General features: G+C 68.7%; 14 protein-coding genes. 7 read left to right on the top strand and 7 right to left on the bottom strand.

What is annotated here, in order from left to right; genetic code table 11:
• Nucleotides 1-27 precede the first annotated feature (27 nt).
• Nucleotides 28-2,574, top strand: coding sequence for an excinuclease ABC subunit UvrA (gene uvrA / locus AC1DH3_RS09535; protein WP_441418346.1), 2,547 nt, complete (start codon nucleotides 28-30; stop codon nucleotides 2,572-2,574).
• A gap of 14 nt (nucleotides 2,575-2,588) precedes the next feature.
• On the opposite strand, the gene AC1DH3_RS09530 is transcribed toward uvrA, so the two are convergent.
• Nucleotides 2,589-3,161, bottom strand: coding sequence for a hypothetical protein (locus AC1DH3_RS09530; RefSeq protein ID WP_441418345.1), 573 nt, complete (start codon nucleotides 3,159-3,161; stop codon nucleotides 2,589-2,591).
• A 145-nt stretch (nucleotides 3,162-3,306) separates the two neighbouring features.
• Here AC1DH3_RS09530 and AC1DH3_RS09525 point away from each other — a divergent pair, with 145 nt between their 5' ends.
• From AC1DH3_RS09525 to AC1DH3_RS09500, 6 genes are all read left to right on the top strand, one after another.
• Nucleotides 3,307-4,209 carry an MSMEG_6728 family protein gene (locus AC1DH3_RS09525; protein WP_441418344.1) on the top strand — a complete coding sequence of 301 codons (903 nt, stop codon included), beginning with the start codon at nucleotides 3,307-3,309 and terminating at the stop codon, nucleotides 4,207-4,209.
• A 160-nt stretch (nucleotides 4,210-4,369) separates the two neighbouring features.
• Nucleotides 4,370-5,260 (top strand): SDR family oxidoreductase, encoded by an 891-nt coding sequence (locus AC1DH3_RS09520; protein WP_441418343.1) that lies wholly within the window; start codon nucleotides 4,370-4,372, stop codon nucleotides 5,258-5,260.
• Nucleotides 5,261-5,316: 56 nt separating this feature from the next.
• A complete protein-coding gene (locus tag AC1DH3_RS09515; RefSeq protein WP_441418342.1) occupies nucleotides 5,317-5,706 on the top strand; it encodes a DUF1622 domain-containing protein in 390 nt (129 codons plus the stop codon).
• A gap of 62 nt (nucleotides 5,707-5,768) precedes the next feature.
• Nucleotides 5,769-6,548 carry an isocitrate lyase/PEP mutase family protein gene (locus tag AC1DH3_RS09510; protein WP_476909152.1) on the top strand — a complete coding sequence of 260 codons (780 nt, stop codon included), beginning with the start codon at nucleotides 5,769-5,771 and terminating at the stop codon, nucleotides 6,546-6,548.
• Between the two features lie 14 nt (nucleotides 6,549-6,562).
• Nucleotides 6,563-7,288 carry a YqjF family protein gene (locus AC1DH3_RS09505; protein WP_441418340.1) on the top strand — a complete coding sequence of 242 codons (726 nt, stop codon included), beginning with the start codon at nucleotides 6,563-6,565 and terminating at the stop codon, nucleotides 7,286-7,288.
• Nucleotides 7,289-7,377: 89 nt separating this feature from the next.
• Nucleotides 7,378-8,832 carry an HNH endonuclease signature motif containing protein gene (locus tag AC1DH3_RS09500; RefSeq protein WP_441418339.1) on the top strand — a complete coding sequence of 485 codons (1,455 nt, stop codon included), beginning with the start codon at nucleotides 7,378-7,380 and terminating at the stop codon, nucleotides 8,830-8,832.
• Nucleotides 8,833-9,122: 290 nt separating this feature from the next.
• On the opposite strand, the gene AC1DH3_RS09495 is transcribed toward AC1DH3_RS09500, so the two are convergent.
• From AC1DH3_RS09495 to AC1DH3_RS09470, 6 genes are all read right to left on the bottom strand, one after another.
• Nucleotides 9,123-10,601: a glycosyltransferase family 39 protein gene (locus tag AC1DH3_RS09495; protein WP_476893093.1), complete on the bottom strand. Its 1,479-nt coding sequence runs from the start codon at nucleotides 10,599-10,601 to the stop codon at nucleotides 9,123-9,125.
• Between the two features lie 70 nt (nucleotides 10,602-10,671).
• Nucleotides 10,672-12,504 (bottom strand): gamma-glutamyltransferase family protein, encoded by a 1,833-nt coding sequence (locus tag AC1DH3_RS09490; RefSeq protein WP_476909151.1) that lies wholly within the window; start codon nucleotides 12,502-12,504, stop codon nucleotides 10,672-10,674.
• A gap of 3 nt (nucleotides 12,505-12,507) precedes the next feature.
• Nucleotides 12,508-12,651, bottom strand: coding sequence for an MFS transporter small subunit (locus AC1DH3_RS09485; protein ID WP_441418336.1), 144 nt, complete (start codon nucleotides 12,649-12,651; stop codon nucleotides 12,508-12,510).
• Between the two features lies 1 nt (nucleotide 12,652).
• On the bottom strand, nucleotides 12,653-14,047 hold the full coding sequence (locus AC1DH3_RS09480) for an OFA family MFS transporter (protein WP_441418335.1): 1,395 nt from the start codon (nucleotides 14,045-14,047) through the stop codon (nucleotides 12,653-12,655).
• 157 nt (nucleotides 14,048-14,204) lie between these two features.
• On the bottom strand, nucleotides 14,205-16,616 hold the full coding sequence (locus AC1DH3_RS09475) for a Tex family protein (protein ID WP_476909150.1): 2,412 nt from the start codon (nucleotides 16,614-16,616) through the stop codon (nucleotides 14,205-14,207).
• Nucleotides 16,617-16,639: 23 nt separating this feature from the next.
• Nucleotides 16,640-17,284, bottom strand: a complete 645-nt coding sequence (locus AC1DH3_RS09470; RefSeq protein ID WP_476909149.1) for an SOUL family heme-binding protein — start codon at nucleotides 17,282-17,284, stop codon at nucleotides 16,640-16,642.
• Between the last annotated feature and the right edge of the window lie 24 nt (nucleotides 17,285-17,308).

Below are 17,308 nucleotides of genomic sequence, written 5' to 3'. Positions count from 1 at the left end.
GAAGCAAGGACGGATAGAGTCGAACAGATGCAGAATAATCAGCAGGCTTCCGATCTTGCCGGCCTGGCGCCGGACCGCCCCACGGATGGTTTCGTCCGGGTCCGCGGCGCCCAGGAAAACAACCTGCGCAACGTGGACGTGGACGTGCCCCGCGACGCGATTGTCGCCTTCACCGGCGTCTCCGGCTCCGGGAAGTCCTCCCTGGCCTTCGGCACCATCTACGCCGAGGCCCAGCGCCGCTACTTCGAATCTGTGGCGCCCTACGCCCGGCGGCTGATCCAGCAAGGCCACAACCCCAAGGTTGAGCTGATCACCGGGCTGCCGCCCGCCGTCGCGCTCCAGCAGCGCCGCGGCACCCCCAGCTCCCGTTCCACCGTGGGCACGGTCACCACGCTGTCCAACTCGCTGCGGATGCTCTTCTCCCGCGCCGGCAGCTACCCCGACGGCGCCGCATCGCTGGACTCGGACGCGTTCTCCCCCAATACCGCGGCCGGCGCCTGCCCCGAATGCCACGGCCTCGGCATCGCGCACACGGTCAGCGAATCCTCGCTGGTCCCGGACACCTCGCTGAGCATCCGCGACGGCGCCATCGCCGCGTGGCCCGGCGCCTGGCAGGGCAAGAACCTGCGCGACATCCTCACCCACCTGGGTTACGACGTCGATACCCCCTGGCGGAAGCTGCCCAAGAAGGACCGCGACTGGATCCTCTTCACCGAGGAACAGCCCGTGGTGGAGGTGACGCCGCAGCGCGACCGGGTGGCCAAGCCGTACAAGGGCCGCTTCTGGAGCGCCCGCAGCTACGTCCTGCACACGCTCGCGGACTCCAAGAGCAGCACCATGCGCGAGAAGGTGCTGCGCTTCATGGAAACCGGCCCGTGCCCGCGCTGCGGCGGCAGCGGGCTGCGTCCCGAGGCGCTTGCCGTGACGTTCGCGGGCAAGACCATCGCCGAGCTCAACGCGGTGCCGATGACCGAGCTGGCCGCGATTATCCGCCCCACCACCGAGCTCACGTCCGCGGGCACGGCGTCGCGGAAGCAGTCCTCGGGCGAGTCCAACGAGGTGGCTGTTGCCATCACCCGCGACCTGCTCCAGCGCGTCACCGTGCTGCTGGACCTGGGCCTGGGCTACCTCGCGCTGGGCCGTTCCACCCCCACCCTCTCCCCCGGCGAGATGCAGCGGCTGCGGATCGCCACCCAGCTGCGCTCCGGGCTGTTCGGCGTGATCTACGTGCTCGATGAGCCCTCCGCGGGCCTGCACCCGGCCGACGCTGAGCCCCTGCTCGCGGTGCTGGACCAGCTCAAGTCCTCCGGCAACTCGGTGTTCGTCGTCGAGCACAACATGGACGTGGTGCGCCGGGCCGACTGGCTGGTGGACGTGGGCCCGCGCGCCGGCGAAGGCGGCGGCGAGGTGCTCTACAGCGGCCCGGTGGCCGGCCTCGCCGAAGTGGAAGCCTCCGTCACCCGGCCCTACCTGTTCCCGGATGCTGCCGGCAAGGCGGACGACGGCGGCCCGCGGGCCCGTCGGGAGGCGGCCGGCTGGCTGGAGTTGCGCGACATCAGCCGCCACAACCTGCAGGAGCTCGATGCCAGCTTCCCGCTCGGTGTCCTGACCGCCGTCACCGGCGTCTCCGGCTCCGGCAAGTCGACCCTGGTCAGCCAGGTCCTCGCCGAGGTGGCCAATTCCTGGCTGCACCCGGACTCTGACGCCGTCACCACAGAGGAAGCAGCCGACGACGCCGGGGAGCCCAGCGCCCCGCTGAGCGTGGGTCCCGTGTCCGGGCTGGAGCAGATCGACCGGCTGGTGAAGGTGGACCAGAAGCCGATCGGACGGACCCCGCGCTCCAACCTGGCCACCTACACCGGGCTGTTCGACGCCGTCCGCAAGGAGTTCGCGGCCACGGACGAGGCCAAAGCCCGTGGTTTCGGCGCCGGACGTTTCTCCTTCAATGTGGCCGGCGGACGCTGTGAAACCTGCCAGGGCGAGGGCTTTGTGGCCGTCGAGCTGCTGTTCCTGCCCGGCAGCTACGGCCCCTGCCCGGAATGCCATGGCTCGCGCTACAACCCGGAGACTCTGGAAGTAACTTACCGCGGCAAGAACGTGGCGGAAGTGCTGGGCATGACGGTCAACGCGGCGGCCGATTTCCTCACCGAGGTCCCCGCCGCCGCGCGCGCCCTGCAGACCCTGCGCGAAGTCGGGCTGGGCTACCTCCGGCTAGGCCAGCCCGCCACCGAGCTTTCCGGCGGCGAGGCCCAGCGCATCAAGCTCGCCACCGAGCTGCAGCGTGCCCAGCGCGGTCACTCGCTCTATCTGCTGGATGAGCCCACCACGGGACTGCACCCGGCCGACGTCGAACTCCTGATGGCCCAGCTGCACCGGCTGGTGGACGCCGGCAACACCGTCGTGGTGGTGGAGCACGAGATGGACGTCGTGGCCGCCGCGGACTGGGTGATCGATCTGGGACCGGCCGGCGGCGACGCCGGCGGCAAGATCATCGCCGCCGGGGAACCCGCCGTCGTCGCGCGCTCCAAAACAAGCAGGACCGCCCCGTACCTCGGGGCGGTCCTGAAGGGCTAGAGCCGGAACGGGCGTCAGGCAGTCTTGGGGAGTTCGCGGATGATGCGGACCTTCCACGCGGCGTCGTCGCTGGTGTCCAGCAGGGCCACGGTGCCCTGCGCAAGGTGCAACGCGACGCGCTTGGCGGCGAGCAGTTCCAGGTAGAGCTGTTCGTTCATCCGGGCCGGGGTGTCGATCACATACTTCACCGCGTCGCGGACCTTGCGGTAGTTGTCGCTGCGCTCCCGGTGCAGGTGGAGCTCGAGCAGCCGGCGCTGCCGCAGCCGCGGCTCGTGCCGGTTCAGCCATGACACGGCCGCGTGCACGGCCACCACGAGGGTCAGCGAGATGGCGTAGATTTCCCAGCCGCTGGAGAGCAGGAAGAGCGGCAGGTTGGCGATTGCGACGAGGGCGATGAAAAGGCGGAACGCGAGCAGGCGGCGCATGGTCAGGGCCACCGAGGCCAGGGCCGCGCGGAAACCGCTCTGCTCCTTGCGGGCCGCGGCAGGGTCCAGGGTGAATTCTTCGAGGACCAGGATTCCGTTGGCTTCCGGGCCGAGCATTTGTCCGTACTTGGGCGCAAAGGGCGCCGCTGCTTCAAGGGTCATGGCGGGTCTTCCGTGCGGCTGGGGTGGTTGGGCTAAATGATAAATCCCGAGGCTGGGAGCTGTCTGTAGGTATCCGCGATGTGAACACGCTCACCCGCGGCGCCCAGCAATTGGCGTTGCGGGCCCGTGGCCTCAAACTGGAGAGATGCAGACTTTCCTCCCCTTCCCCGATTTCCAGCAGAGCGCCGCGGCCCTTGACCCCGCGCGGCTCGGCAAGCAGCGCGTTGAGGCGCTGCAGATGCTGCGCGCGCTGGTGATTCCCGAGTACGGCTGGCAGTCCCACCCGGCCGTCCGGATGTGGATGGGCCACGTCCCCGCTTTGACGATGTACGGCCTGGCCATGGTGGACGAATGGACCGCCCGCGGCGGCGAAGACACCACCCGGGAGAAGATCATGGAGTTCGCTCCGCAAGCCGCGCACCCGGACTACGCCGCCAAGATCCCGATGCCGTACTGGCTGGGGAACCCGGACTTCCACGCCAGCCACCGCTCCCGGCTGCTCGCCAAGGACCAGCGGTTCTACACTGCGGTGTTCCCCGGCACGGATCCGGATCTGGAGTACGTGTGGCCTGAACCCAAGCACGAGTTGCTGCCGGAAGATCCCGCAGGAGACCGCATGTGGGTCCTCCGCCTGCCGCTGGGCGATACCGATCCAAAGCAGCTGGACACGATCAGCCTGCCGCCGGTTCGCGGCAAGGCAGCAAACGCCGGGGACGACGAGTACGAGTTCGTCTACGCGGACAACGGGTCGCGCCGGCCGGACAAGAACGCCCGCAAGCGCCCCGCCAAGCCACTGGTGAAGAAGCCCACCCGCAAGCGCCAGGCCCAGGAAGAGGCGTTCACCACGCTGCCAGGGAAATCCGTCGTGGCGATCCCGCTCGAGGGCGGCCGCTCCTTCGCCGTCGGCGAGGTCCAGGGGCGTCCGATCACGGTGGACGGCGTGTTTGCACGCAACTTCCAGGTCAACGAGGTCCTGGCCCGCCGGGACTTCGACTACCCGGCGCTGCTGCAGGATCCCCGGGCGTTCTTCCCGATCCCGGCACGGTAGCGCGGTAGTTCGGGGCGCGCGGTTAGCGGCTCCGGGCGACTCTCCTGCTCGCGGGTTCGGTCCGCCGTCGGCGCTTCCGAACGTCGAGCCCGAACGAAACCCGCGAGGGGCGGCTCCGTCGCTCACCGCGCTGCCCGCATTTACTGGCAGACTGGCCCGTATGACTGTACTGCTGGCCGGTTGCGGCGATCTGGGTACCGAAGCCGGCCTGCGCTTTGCCGCGGCCGGCCACCGCGTGGTGGGCTGGCGGCGCTCCCCGGGGAAGCTGCCGACGGCGATAGAGGGCGCCGCGGTTGACCTGACTTCCGGCGAACTGCCGCCGGTCCCGGCGGACACCACCGCCGTCGTCGTCGCGATTGCGGCGGATTCCCCCACCGAGGAAGCCTACCGGGCGGCCTATGTGGACGGCCTGGCCCGTGTGCTCGACGCCGTGGCCGCTTCCGGTGAGCCGGTCCGCCGGGTGCTGTTCGTGTCCTCCACCGCGGTGTACGGCGACGCCGACGGCGGCTGGGTGGACGAAACGACGACGCCGACCCCCGGCGGGTTCTCCGGCCGCATCATCCGCGAAGCCGAGGACCTGCTCTATACCCGCCTGCGCGGCACCGGGGTTACGCCGGTGGTCCTGCGGCTCGGCGGGATCTACGGACCCGGCCGGACCCGACTGATCGACCAGGTGCGCAGCGGAAACGCCACGGTCCCGGCCGAGTCCCGCTTCACCAACCGGATCCACCGCGACGACGCCGCTGCCGCCATCGTGCACCTGTGCACCATGGCCGCCGAGCCGGCGCCCGTGTACCTGGGCGTGGACAACGAGCCGGCCGAACTTGGCGAGGTGCTGCGGTTCCTGGCCCGCGAGCTGGGGCTCCCGGAGCCAGGGCCTACCGAACCGGCGTCGGGGGCTGCCGGAGCAGGCGGCGGCGAGCCGTCGCGTGGCGGGAACAAGCGCGTCAGCAACGCGCTGCTGCGCGGTACGGGCTTCGAGTTCGAGTATCCGAGCTTCCGCGAGGGCTACCGTGCCATCCTGGCCGGCGTCGGCGAGCGGCACCCCTGACGCGGCGTTTGCTCGCAGGGCACTAGAGTTCACTCCCGACTTTTCCGAGGGGCAGCATGGATTTTCAGCACATCATCGAGACGGTCGGCCGGTTCATGGATTTCGCCGGCGTGGCCATCATGGTCATCGGCGCGCTGGTGTCGATCCCGATGGCTCTGCGGGGGTTCCAGCCACGGCAGCTGCCGTCCGGCTCCGAACCGCTCTCGGTCTACCGTTCCTACCGGCAACTGCTGGGCCGTTCCATCCTGCTCGGCCTCGAGCTGCTGGTGGCGGCCGACATCATCCGGACCGTCGCCGTCACCCCCACCTTCGAGAGCGTGGGCGTGTTGGCCATCATCGTGCTGATCCGGACGTTCCTGAGCTTCTCCCTCGAACTTGAAATCACCGGACGCTGGCCCTGGCAGAAGCAGCCGGCGGTCGCCCAGGCGCCGTCGACGGGCGGCTGACCGGTTCTCCCGAGAGCGGAAAGCCCTTCTCGGCGCTCGCTGGCTCCGGCTAGGCTCGCGAAATGACGAATTCATTTGCCGCCAAAGCCACCGAATTGCTGAGTCTCCACCGCGCGCCCGGGATCCTGCAGGTCATCAACGTCTGGGATGTGATCACCGCGAAGGTCGTCGCCGACGTCCCCGGCACCACTGCCCTGGCAACGGCCAGCCACTCCATTGCTGCTTCGCTGGGTTATGAAGACGGCGAGAAGATCCCACTGGACGAGATGATCGCCGCCGTCGGCCGCATTGCCGCGGCGACCTCCCTGCCGGTCAGCGCCGACCTTGAGTCGGGCTACGGCAACCCGGGCGAGGCCGCCCGCAAGGCGATCGGCGTCGGCATTGTTGGTGCCAACATCGAGGACCAGATGCGGCCGCTCGCGGACGCGGTGACCCAGATGAGTTCCGTGGTGCGGGCGGCCGAGGCCGAGGGCATCGACTTTGTCCTCAACGCCCGCACGGACGCGTTTCTGAAGGGCAAGGACCGGGACCCCGGCGCAGTGCTCGCGGACGCGGTTGAGCGCGGCCGGGCCTTCCTGGACGCCGGCGCCACGACCGTGTTTGTACCCCGGCTGCTGGACGAAGCCACCGTCAAGGCGCTGGTGGACGGCATCGGGTGGAACAAGGTGTCAGTCATCAACGTCCCCGGCTCACTGGCCCCGGCCAAGCTTCAGGAACTCGGCGTCGCCCGCATCTCATACGGTCCGTGGACCCAGCGCGTGGCGCTGACCGCCCTGGCGGATACCGCGGCGGAACTGCTGTCCGGCGGAGAACTTCCGGGCGGTACCCGGGCCCTGAACTAACGGGCCGCGAACCGATGGCAAACGATCCCTGGCCTGCGGCGCCGGAGCTGCCGCGACCGGTCATCATGGACCAGCGGTGGACGGACGCCGTGTTCCTGCACTGGCGCATCCCCGAGGCGGTTGCCGCGAAATTCATGCCGCCCGGCGTTGTTCCGGACCTGTTCGACGGATCGGCTTGGGTGGGACTCATCGGTTTCCGCATGCAGGGCGCCGGCTTGGGCCACGGGCCCGGCATTCCGTACTTCGGCAGCTTCAACGAGATCAACGTGCGGCTCTACTCCCGGGAAGCGGACGGCACGCGGGGCGTGGTTTTCCTGAGCCTGGACGCGTCCCGCCTGGCGGTGGTGCTGGCTGCCCGAGTGGCGGGAATTCCCTATGTGTGGTCCCGGGACCGGTTCAGGGCAACGAACCTGGCGGACCCGTCGACCGGGTATTCGGTGCGCAGGTTTCGGGGCGGGGCACGCAGCGATTTCGCGGTAGTCCCGGAGTCCGACGCCGGAGCAACCGATCCGCTGTCCGTCCACCTCACGGCCCGGTTTGGTTTACATACCCGCTTCCGCGGCAAGACGTTCTACGTTCCGAATACGCACACGCCGTGGCCGCTGTACCCGGCTCGGGTGACGGTGTTGGAGGACCAACTCGTCGCAGCGGCCGGCATCGCTGTGTCGGGGCCGCCCGACTCGGTGTTGTTCTCGCCGGGCGTTCGGACGCAGTTCGGACGGCCGCGGGTTTTGGATTAGGGCGGGCCCGAGTCGAGTTGCGGCCTACCAGTTCGGTGCGCGTTCCGCGGCGGGCTAATAATGTCGGTGGTCGGCAGTTGAATGGGGTTATGGGAATCGGTGCAGCCCTCATCGTTCGTCCGGCCAGTTGGCCGGGCGGTGAGGGGCGCAGCGCTGGTCCTGTTGTTGACGAGGTCCTGGTGCTGCTCCGACGGTTGTGCGCGACGGCGGCCGGGGACGCGGCGCTGCTGGGATTCGCTGAGGCGGCGGAGTTCGCTGGCCGGGTCGAGGAAGTTTCCCGGGCGTTGGAGTATTTGCAGGTCGTTGCCGCGGGGGCCGTGGACCGCACCCGCAAAGAGAGCCCCGATGCGCTCCCGGCCGCCGGTGACGGGTACCGCAGGACCGGGGACTTCCTCCGGGACCGGCTGCAGATCACCGCCGTCGAGGCCCACCGCCGCCTCACCCTCGCCGGCGCCCTGCTGCCCCGCGCCGGGATCACCGGCCAGCCTCTGGCGGCCCTGCACGAGGAACTCGCCGCCGCCGTGGCCGCCGGTACCGTCCCGTCCCGGTCCGCGACCATCATCAGCCAGGCCCTAGAACGCGCCCGGCCGCTCTGCGACCCGGACACGAGTGCCCGGATGGAACACGCCCTGACCCGCACCGCCGCGGAACATGACCCGGATTTCCTGGCCCGGATCGCCCGGCGCTGGATGGACGCAATCGACCAGGACGGCGCCGAACCCGCCGAAGACGTCCTCCGCCAGTTACAGGGCGCGTTCCTCCGCAAACCCCGCCACGGCCTCCAACACCTGGAGATCTTCGCGACCACCGCACAATACGAACACCTGCTGACCGTGATGAACACCGCCACCAACCCCCGCACCACCCCGGGCGCGGCAATCGACGGCAACACCGCAACCGGCACCGCAGCACTCAACGGCGAAGAACCCGACGGGACAGGACCGGGCAGCATGGACCGGCGGTCCCGGCCGCAGAAACTCCTCGACGGACTCGTCGGCGCCTGCAAAGTCGCCCTAAGCTCCGGCGGGCTGCCCGCCGCGGGCGGACTCCGGCCCCAGATCATGGCCACCATCGACTACCGCGACCTCCTCGACCGCCTCCACCAGCGCGCAGAGACCGACACCGGCACCGGGACACTGGCGTTCACCGGACCCGTCACCGCCGCGACCATCCGCACCATCGCCTGCGACGCCGACATCATCCCCGTCCTCCTCGGCTCCCAAGGCCGCCTCCTGGACATCGGCCGTACCACCCGGCTCTTCCCGCCCCACCTCCGCAAAGCCATCACCGCCCGCGACCAAGGCTGCGCCTTCCCCTCCTGCACCATCCCCGCCCCCTGGTGCGAAGCCCACCACATCACCTACTGGTCACAAGGCGGCACCACCTCCGCAGACAACGGAACACTCCTCTGCTCCCACCATCACCACCTGATCCACAAAGAACAATGGACCATCCAACCCCGCCACGGCATCCCCTGGTTTATCCCACCGCCCCACCTCGACCCCCACCAAACACCCCGAAGAAACCACTACTTCAGATCGTGACCGCGGGGTATCGACATACAGGCGACTCGATCATTCGAACTGACCAGGCTCTGGGCTCAGAATGTCCGTTAGTTTCCGAAGGAGCGTACTCTTGTCGTCCGCGATTTGCTCGCCATAGCGGGGTTTGCGGCGGCCCTTTTTTGGTGGATTGGGCTCACCGGCTACCTTGCGGTTGGAGGTGCGGCCAGTGGCGCATCGAGGGCCGCGGCATTCCTCGCCGTACCGGCTGCCGCGACCGCAGGAACGTTTCTGGCGGCTCGCCGTCGCAGCCGCCGTGTGCCTACATTGACCTAGGGACGAGTGCGCTTGAACTCGGTGACGGACGTCGTCAGCCCCGCAAACTGCCGCTTCGGCGCGTAGCCAATAGCTTCCATTGCCTTGCGCGCGCCGGTCTTGCTGGACACTTCCACAACCCAAACTGTGTCGTATTTAAGAATTCGATTCCTGGCCGTCTTGACGTCATAGCGCCGGTCAAAAATGCGCCCCCATTGGGCGGCCGGAAGAGCCATTGTGGGATCGTTAAGGCGCTCAAAATCGGCCCGGTAGCCCTGGAACGCCATGTCCCGGTCGTTGCTTATTACGAACGCGTCATTCGGGGCGGCGTTCCTCTGGATAGTTTCAGCAATGAAACGGAAGTCATCACTTTCAATGCGCCCATATTCCGTCCGCTGGCCGACATACGACGGCACCGAGATCACCAGGGCGGCGGCCAACACCGCAACCAGCCAACGTCGATGGACCGGCCGCCCGAGCGGCCTGGCCAGCAGCGGAGCGGCAGCCAGCATTGGCAGGGCGGCCAGTTCGAACGAGACATACCGCGGCAGGTAATAGCCGCGCCCGGCGATCGCTGATCCTAGAATCACCAGTGCCAGCGGCAGCACAAGCCATGGCAAGGCCAGCTTCACTGCGAAATGCTTTCGGGCCAGGATTGTGCCGATCAGTGCCGCAACCCAGACGACCGCCGCCAGGCCGTACATCGAAAAGTCCTCGCCCGGCGTCGGTTTGGGGCTGGTGACGAAGTTCTCCGAAACGGAATAGGCGTCGCTGAAGAACTGGATAAAGGCGACCTCGTAAGGTGTGGACGCCCCGATGGGCTGTACCCAAGCTATCTGAAACTGTTGGCGCGAGGCGACGGCGGCGATCAGGGCTGCCGGGACAAGCCACCCTAGCGAGGCCACCGCCATGCCACGCCATTGTCTGCGCAGGCGCCCGTCGACCAGCAGGGTAATCCCGTGCGCCGCGACCAAAAGCACGGCGTAAAACGACAAACTAACGGTGAGCAGGCCGGTAAGTCCGTACCAGAGCCACCGCAGTTTGGTCGGGGATTCGCGGATGAGCACCAGCAGGTAGGTTGCCAGCACAGCACCCAAAACGGTCATGGCATACGAGCGAGCGTCCGTGGCCACGTATTGGACCCGCGGGAGGATGACGAAGATGACCGCGGCGCTCACTCCGTAGGCGGTACCCCCGAGCCTGCGGCAGAGTGCCGTCAGCAGTCCAGCCGCCACTGCCACCGCGATCAGGCTGGGCGTGCGCAGCGACAATTCGGACAGTCCGAAAATTCGAGTCCAGCCATACATCAGGCCGTAGTAGGCGCCGTGAACCGCATCCACTTTCCCGAGCATGGTCCAGAGCTCGGGAAAGTCCCGGTTGACCGCGCTGACGGTGGCTGCCTCGTCAGTCCAAAAGCTCGGGACGGACACTCCGACCATTGAATAGAAAAAGGTAAGCAAACCCACGATTAAGGGGACGCGGCTGGTTCTACTCACCGGACAATCTAAGCATGGATGCGCAGGTGCATTGGCTGCCCCGCGTGGGGCGTCCAAGCCTCCCTATGCGCTACCGCCCCGCCGCGTACCCTTGGGCGCCGCGGGGGTTGGCCGCGGCCTGCAGCACCCCCGTTGCGGGGTCCCGCACGACGGCGGACAGCCGGCCGAGGGTCCAGCCGCCGGCCACGGTCACCACGTGCCCGCGGCGTTGGAGCCCCGCGATGACGTCCTCGCCCAGCCGGTCCTCGACCACTGCGCCGCCGGGCTCCCAGGTGCGCGGCCAGAACGATCCAGGCATCGACGTCGTATGGAACGTCGGTGCGTCGATGGCTTGCTGCGGCGAGTAGCCGCCCACGATCGTTCGCAGCAAGTACGGCAGCTGCCACTGGTCCTGCTGGTCACCGCCCGGCGAACCCAGCGCGGTCACGGCATGCCCCTCCCGGAGGACCAGGGTCGGGGTCAGGGTGGTGCGGGGCCGCTGGCCCGGAGTGAGGGTGGAAGGTGTGCCCGGCTCCAACCAGGTCATCTGCAGGCGGGTGCCGAGGCAGAAACCCAGCTCTGGAATCGCGGGCGAGGACTGCAGCCAGCCGCCGGACGGGGTGGCCGAGACCATGTTTCCCCAGCGGTCCACGACGTCGATGTGGCAGGTGTCGCCGCGGGTTTCCCCGCTCGGCGCTACGGTTGGCTCGCCGACGCCCAGTCCCGCCGGTCCGGACCCCACACCGTTCCGGACCAAAGCTGGCGGCGTGTATTCGGTGCGCAGCTGCGGCAGATAAGGCTCGCGCCCCGGGACCTTCCCGGGCCGGAATTCGTGTGACGCCCGCTCCGTGATCAAATCGCGGCGGCCCGCGCTGTACTCCTCGGACAGCAGGTACTCCAGCGGTACGTCCGTGTCGCCGTAGTACGCCTCGCGGTCGGCCAGCGCCAGCTTCTGGGCCTCCAGGATTGTGTGCGCCCCGAGCTCGGTCGACGGATCGAGATACTGGTCCTCGAACCCGGCGAGGATGGCCAAGGTCTGCAGCAGCGCCGGACCCTGACCCCACGGCCCGGTCTTCGCGATCGTGTGGCCCCGGAAATCGATGGTGGCCGCCGACTCATAGCCTGCTTCGAAGCCGGCCAGGTCGGACACCGCCAGGACGCCCCGGTGGTCGGTCCCAGAGGAGTGCCGGTGCGGGGCCTGCACGGATTCGACCATCGCCCGGGCTACGAAGCCCTCGCGCCATTCCCGGCGGGCAGCATCGATCCGCGCCTCCCGGGACCCGTCGGACCCCAACGCCGAGCCTGCTTCGATGAGCCGCTCCAGCGTCCGGGCGTAGGCAGTGTTGCGGATGACGTCGCCCTCGGCCGGAATCCGGCCGCCGGGCATCCACAGCTCGGCCGAGCTGGGCCAATGCTCCTGGAACAGCTCCGCCACCGCGGCAATCGTGGTGCCGACGCGGCCGAGCACCGGGTGCCCGTCGCGCGCATAGCCGATCGCAAACGCCAGGACCGCGTCCAGTTCCCAGGTACCGTGGTCGCGCAACAACAGGAGCCAGGCGTCGACGGCGGCGGGCACCGCGGCGGCCAGCGCCCCCGAGCCCGGCACCAGGTCCAGCCCTTCGGCGCGGTAGTACTCCACCGTGGCCGCAGCCGGCGCCGGCCCCTGCCCCATCAACACCACTGGCCTGCCGGGTTCGGCCGCCGTCACGAAGACACCCGTCATGTCCCCGCCCGGGCCGTTGAGGTGCGGCTCGACAACGTGCAGCACGAAGGCGCCGGCCGCGGCGGCGTCGAACGCGTTTCCGCCGCGTTCGAGCACCGCCTGCGCTGCCGCCGTCGCGATCCAATGGGTGGATGCACTCATCCCAAAGGTGCCCTGCAAGGTGGGGCGGGTGGTGAACTGCTCAGCCGCGGTGAAGGTCATGGATCAGCCGAACAGCGCCGCCACGCGGGTCAGGGTCTCGTAGACCCCGTAGGCCAGTGGCACGCCGACGAGGGCCCATGCCACCGCGATTTTGCCGGTGGACGCTGTGACCGCCGTCTGTGTACCGGGGGTATGTGCTGTGCTCATCTCAGGCCTCCATGGCGGGTTCTGCAGACCGGTCGCGGTCCGGGCGGGGTTCGTGGAATCGTGCGTCGACCGGCTTGACCAGCAGGTTGGCCACAAAGCCGATCACCAGCAGCGCCACCATGGTCAGCAGCGCGGGCTGGTAGGACGCGGCATTCAGCTGGCCGGGCTTGCCCTGGGCGTCCAGGAAAGCGTTGACGATCAGCGGTCCGGCGACGCCGGCAGCCGACCACGCGGTCAGCAGCCGGCCGTGGATGGCGCCGACCTGGAATGTGCCGAAGAGATCCCGCAGATAGGCCGGAGCCGTCGAGAAGCCTCCGCCGTAGAAGGAGATGATGACAAAGGCGAGCGCCACGTAGAGGACCGTGGTCGAGGAACCGGCGAGGGCCAGCACCGTGTAGAGCAGCGCGCCGACGCCGAGGTACACCATGTAGATGCGCTTCCGGCCGGTCACATCCGAGGTCGCGGACCAGGCAAAGCGCCCGGCCATGTTGCCGATGGAGAGCAATCCCACGAAGCCGGCGGCGACGCCGGCACTGACCAGGGAGACGCCGTCGGACTTCCGGAAGAAGTCCTGGATCATCGGGGCAGCCTGCTCCAGGATGCCGATGCCGGCGGTGACGTTGCAGAACAGTGCGATCCAGACGAGCCAGAACTGCCGGGTCTTGACCGCGTTCTTCGCCGAGACGTTGTCCGTCGTGACCAGCTTTGACGCCTTGACCTTGGCCGGGTCGAAGCCGACGGGCTTCCAGCCGTCGGCTGGCACCTTGATGGTGAAAGCGCCGAAGAGCATGTAGGCGAGGTAGACGACGGCGAGGGTCAGGAAGAGCTTGCCGACCGAGTCACCGCTGGCAATCCAGCCCTTGGCGCCGGAGTTGGGGTCGTACATCTTCAGCAGCGCGGTGGAGACGGGGCTGGCGATCAGCGCGCCGCCGCCGAAGCCCATGATGGCCATGCCGGTGGCGAGTCCCGGGCGGTCCGGGAACCACTTGATCAGGGTGGACACCGGCGAAATGTAGCCGATACCCAGGCCGATGCCGCCGACCACACCGTAGCCGAGGTAGACGAGCCAGAGCTGGTGCGTGAAGATGCCCAGCGAGCCGATCACGAAGCCGCTGGCCCAGAACAAGGCGGACGTGAACATCGCCTTGCGCGGGCCGTTCTTATCCACCCAGGTGCCCATGATCGCGGCGGACAGGCCGAGCATCACGATCGCGATGGAGAAGATCACACCGATCTCGGTCAGGCTGGCGCCGAAGTGTTTGACCAGCGCCGTCTTGTAAACGCTCGTCGCGTACGCCTGGCCGATGCACAGGTGGACGGCGAGCGCCGCGGGCGGCACAAGCCACCGGTTGAACCCCGGCGGGGCAATAGTTCGTTCGCGGTCCAGCCAGCCCATAGTTGCTCCCTTGCGTGTCGAAAGACGCCGATGTCTCGGCGCTCTAGAGGCGAAAGGCCCAAATGCGGGCAGTTGCCTCCGGCAATCATGGTGCAATTCATCAGCAAACGTATCAGTTGTGCGCCGAGCGGTAGGGATTCCGCGATGAACGGTCAGGTTACTTGCCGAGGCCCGCTCTCCGGAGCGCCTCGGCCATCGCGGTGTTGGCGGGCGCCGACGCCGGGGCCGCCGCCGGGGCCACTTTGGGGCCAGGCGTGGGTGAGCCCTGCCTAGCCGGGGTCGGCGTGGCGGCGGACCTGGGCTGCGGTGGCTTCGCCTGGCCCCGACGGCCCCGGTCCTGCGAACCTGCCGCGGGTTCGTCGTCGAGCCGGAGCGTCAGTGAGATGCGTTTCCGGTCCGGGTCGGCCTCCAGCACCTTGACCCGTACCACTTGGCCGGACTTGACCACCTCGCGCGGGTCGGCGACGAACCGGTTGGCCAGCGCGGAGACGTGGACCAGCCCGTCCTGGTGCACTCCGACGTCCACGAACGCGCCGAACGCGGCCACATTGGTGACTGTGCCTTCCAGCACCATGCCGGGCTTGAGGTCCGAGATCTTCTCGATCCCTTCCCGGAACGTCGCCGCCGCAAACGCGGGCCGCGGGTCCCGGCCTGGTTTTTCCAGCTCGGCCATGATGTCCCGCACGGTCGGCAGCCCGAACGAGCCGTCCACGAAGTCCTGGGGGTTGAGCGCAGCCAGGCCGCCGCCCTGACCGGCGCCCTGACCGGCGCCGGCCGCGGCCTTGATCTTCCGGGCCAGCGGGTACGCCTCCGGATGCACGCTGGAGGCGTCCAGCGGCTCCGCTCCCCCGCTGATCCGCAGGAAGCCGGCGCACTGTTCAAAAGCCTTCGCGCCCAGCCGGGGCACCTTCTTCAGCTCGCTGCGCTTGTTGAACGGACCGTGCTCGTTCCGGTACGCCACGATGTTCTCGCTCAGCAGCGGTCCGACGCCGGCCACCCGGCTCAGCAACGCGGGTGAGGCGGTGTTGACGTCCACCCCGACGGCGTTGACGCAGTCCTCGACGACGGCGTCGAGGCTGCGGTCCAGCTTCGACGCCGTGACGTCGTGCTGGTACTGCCCGACGCCGATCGACTTCGGCTCGATCTTGACCAGTTCCGCGAGCGGATCCTGCAGCCGCCGGGCGATCGACACCGCGCCGCGCAGCGACACGTCCATGCCGGGCAGTTCGGCCGCGGCGAGCGCCGACGCCGAGTACACAGACGCCCCGGCCTCGGACACGACGAGTTTCTGCGGCGCGCCGCCGGCTTCGGCACCGAGCTGTTTGATCAGCTCCGCCGCGAGCTTGTCCGTCTCCCGCGAGGCGGTGCCGTTGCCGATCGCCACGAGTTCAACACCGTGTTTCCGGGCCAGCGCCAGGAGCGTGCGCAGCGCCTCATCCCACTTCCGTGCCGGGGCGTGCGGGTAGACAGTGTCCGTCGCAACCACCTTGCCGGTCCCGTCCACCACGGCGACTTTCACGCCGGTGCGCAGCCCCGGGTCCAGTCCCAGGGTGGCGCGGTTGCCGGCGGGTGCGGCGAGCAGCACGTCCCGGAGGTTGGCGGCAAACACCCGGACGGCCTCGTCCTCGGCCGCGGCGAACATCCGGCTGCGCAGGTCGCCGCTCAGGCGGCTGAGCACCCGCGAGCGCCACGCCTGCTGCGCCGTCTGCAGCAGCCAGGCATCGGCGGGCCGGCCTCGGTCGGCGACCCCAAGGAACTTGGCCACAGCGGCTTCGTACCGGCCGCGGGCGGCGGCCAGGGCGGCGTCGTCGTCCGGTTCCGCCTCGCTGAGATCCAGTTCCAGCACGCCGTCCTTTTCACCGCGCAGCAGCGCGAGGACCCGGTGCGAGGGCATCCCGGAGGGAGCCTGGGAGAACTCGAAGTAGTCCTTGAACTTCTGCCCCTCGGTCTCCATGCCCTTCTTGACCCGCGACACCATCCGGCCCTGGCTCCAGAGCCGCTCCCGCAGGGTGGCGGCCAGGTCAGCGTCCTGCGCGACGCGCTCGACAAGGATGGACCGGGCTCCGGCCAGCGCAGCGGTGGCGTCACCGATGGCATGTTCTTCGTTCAGGTACCGGGCGGCTTCGCGTTCCGGGTCCAGCTCCGGCCGCTTCAGCAACGAGTCCGCGAGCGGTTCCAGGCCGGCCTCGCGGGCGATCTGGGCCTTGGTGCGCCGCTTCGACTTGAAGGGAAGGTAGATGTCCTCCAGCCGCGACTTGGTGTCGGCGGCGACGACGGCGGCCTGCAACTCCGGGGTGAGCGACCCTTGGGCGGCGATTGCTTCCAGAATGGTCCGACGCCGGTCCTCCAGCTCGCGCAGGTAGCGCAGCCGCTCTTCAAGCCCGCGGAGCTGGGTGTCATCCAGGGTGCCGGTGGCTTCCTTGCGGTACCGGGCGATGAACGGCACCGTGGACCCGGCGTCGAGCAGCTCCACGGCCGCTTTCACCTGCCAGGGTTTCACGCCGAGCTCGGCGGCAATCTGGGTTTCAATCGGGGTGGTCACGGCTGGGTGCTGCGGGAGTTGGCTCACCCAGCCATTTTGCCTTACGCGGGTCAGGAGCCGGGCGTTCCCGCAGCGTCGGGGGTCTCCTGCACGTCCTGCACGACCTCGTTGTGGCGCAGGAACCACGGCTTGAACGGCGGGTCAAAGCGGGCGAACCTCGGCGGCCCCACCGGCGTCAGCCCGGCCACGATCAGCGCCGACTGCAGCCCGTCGTTGCGCCGCGCGAACGCGGTTTCCGAGCCGCTGCCGGAGAAGCGCAGCGCCGCGGCCAGCGAGCCGGGAACGGCCCGGATCCTGACCTCGGGGTCGGTCGGGACCGGAGCGGTTTCTGCGCTCATGCCCGCGGGGAGGACAAAGGCGACCACGAAGTCGGCCGGCGCATCCTTCCCGGGCAACGGGCCGCTTTGGAGCACCGGAGTGGTCATCGCCAGTTTCTGCGAGGGGCCGTGGCCCGAGCTCCCCTGGCCTCCGACTCCCGGGCCACCGGTCCCCTGGATCACCGGGGCGGTCATCGCCAGCTTCTGCGACGCGCTGTTGCTGCCACTGATGTAGTTGAACAGGTGGCGGAAGGCCGCATTTCCTGCGCGGTCAAAGCTCGCGTTGACCCGGATCTCGGCGACGACGTGCGCGGGATAGCGGCGCAACTCGAAGTGGGGGTAGCTGCGGACCAGCTCGAAGGGTTGTTGTTCGGTCATGGTCTTGCTGACCTTACGCCGCTC

Source organism: Arthrobacter sp. 05L428 (genome assembly GCF_056397665.1).
This window is presented reverse-complemented; position numbering and strand designations above follow the sequence as displayed.

Bases quoted from the DNA above. Each gene is read 5' to 3' on its own strand.
- AC1DH3_RS09505 (WP_441418340.1), top strand. From the start codon at position 6,563: ATGGCAAACGATCCCTGGCCTGCGGCGCCGGAGCTGCCGCGACCGGTC.
- AC1DH3_RS09470 (WP_476909149.1), bottom strand. From the start codon at position 17,284: ATGACCGAACAACAACCCTTCGAGCTGGTCCGCAGCTACCCCCACTTC.
- AC1DH3_RS09485 (WP_441418336.1), bottom strand. From the start codon at position 12,651: ATGAGCACAGCACATACCCCCGGTACACAGACGGCGGTCACAGCGTCC.
- AC1DH3_RS09480 (WP_441418335.1), bottom strand. From the start codon at position 14,047: ATGGGCTGGCTGGACCGCGAACGAACTATTGCCCCGCCGGGGTTCAAC.
- AC1DH3_RS09520 (WP_441418343.1), top strand. From the start codon at position 4,370: ATGACTGTACTGCTGGCCGGTTGCGGCGATCTGGGTACCGAAGCCGGC.
- AC1DH3_RS09490 (WP_476909151.1), bottom strand. From the start codon at position 12,504: ATGACCTTCACCGCGGCTGAGCAGTTCACCACCCGCCCCACCTTGCAG.
- AC1DH3_RS09500 (WP_441418339.1), top strand. From the start codon at position 7,378: ATGGGAATCGGTGCAGCCCTCATCGTTCGTCCGGCCAGTTGGCCGGGC.
- AC1DH3_RS09525 (WP_441418344.1), top strand. From the start codon at position 3,307: ATGCAGACTTTCCTCCCCTTCCCCGATTTCCAGCAGAGCGCCGCGGCC.
- AC1DH3_RS09515 (WP_441418342.1), top strand. From the start codon at position 5,317: ATGGATTTTCAGCACATCATCGAGACGGTCGGCCGGTTCATGGATTTC.
- AC1DH3_RS09510 (WP_476909152.1), top strand. From the start codon at position 5,769: ATGACGAATTCATTTGCCGCCAAAGCCACCGAATTGCTGAGTCTCCAC.
- AC1DH3_RS09530 (WP_441418345.1), bottom strand. From the start codon at position 3,161: ATGACCCTTGAAGCAGCGGCGCCCTTTGCGCCCAAGTACGGACAAATG.
- uvrA (WP_441418346.1), top strand. From the start codon at position 28: ATGCAGAATAATCAGCAGGCTTCCGATCTTGCCGGCCTGGCGCCGGAC.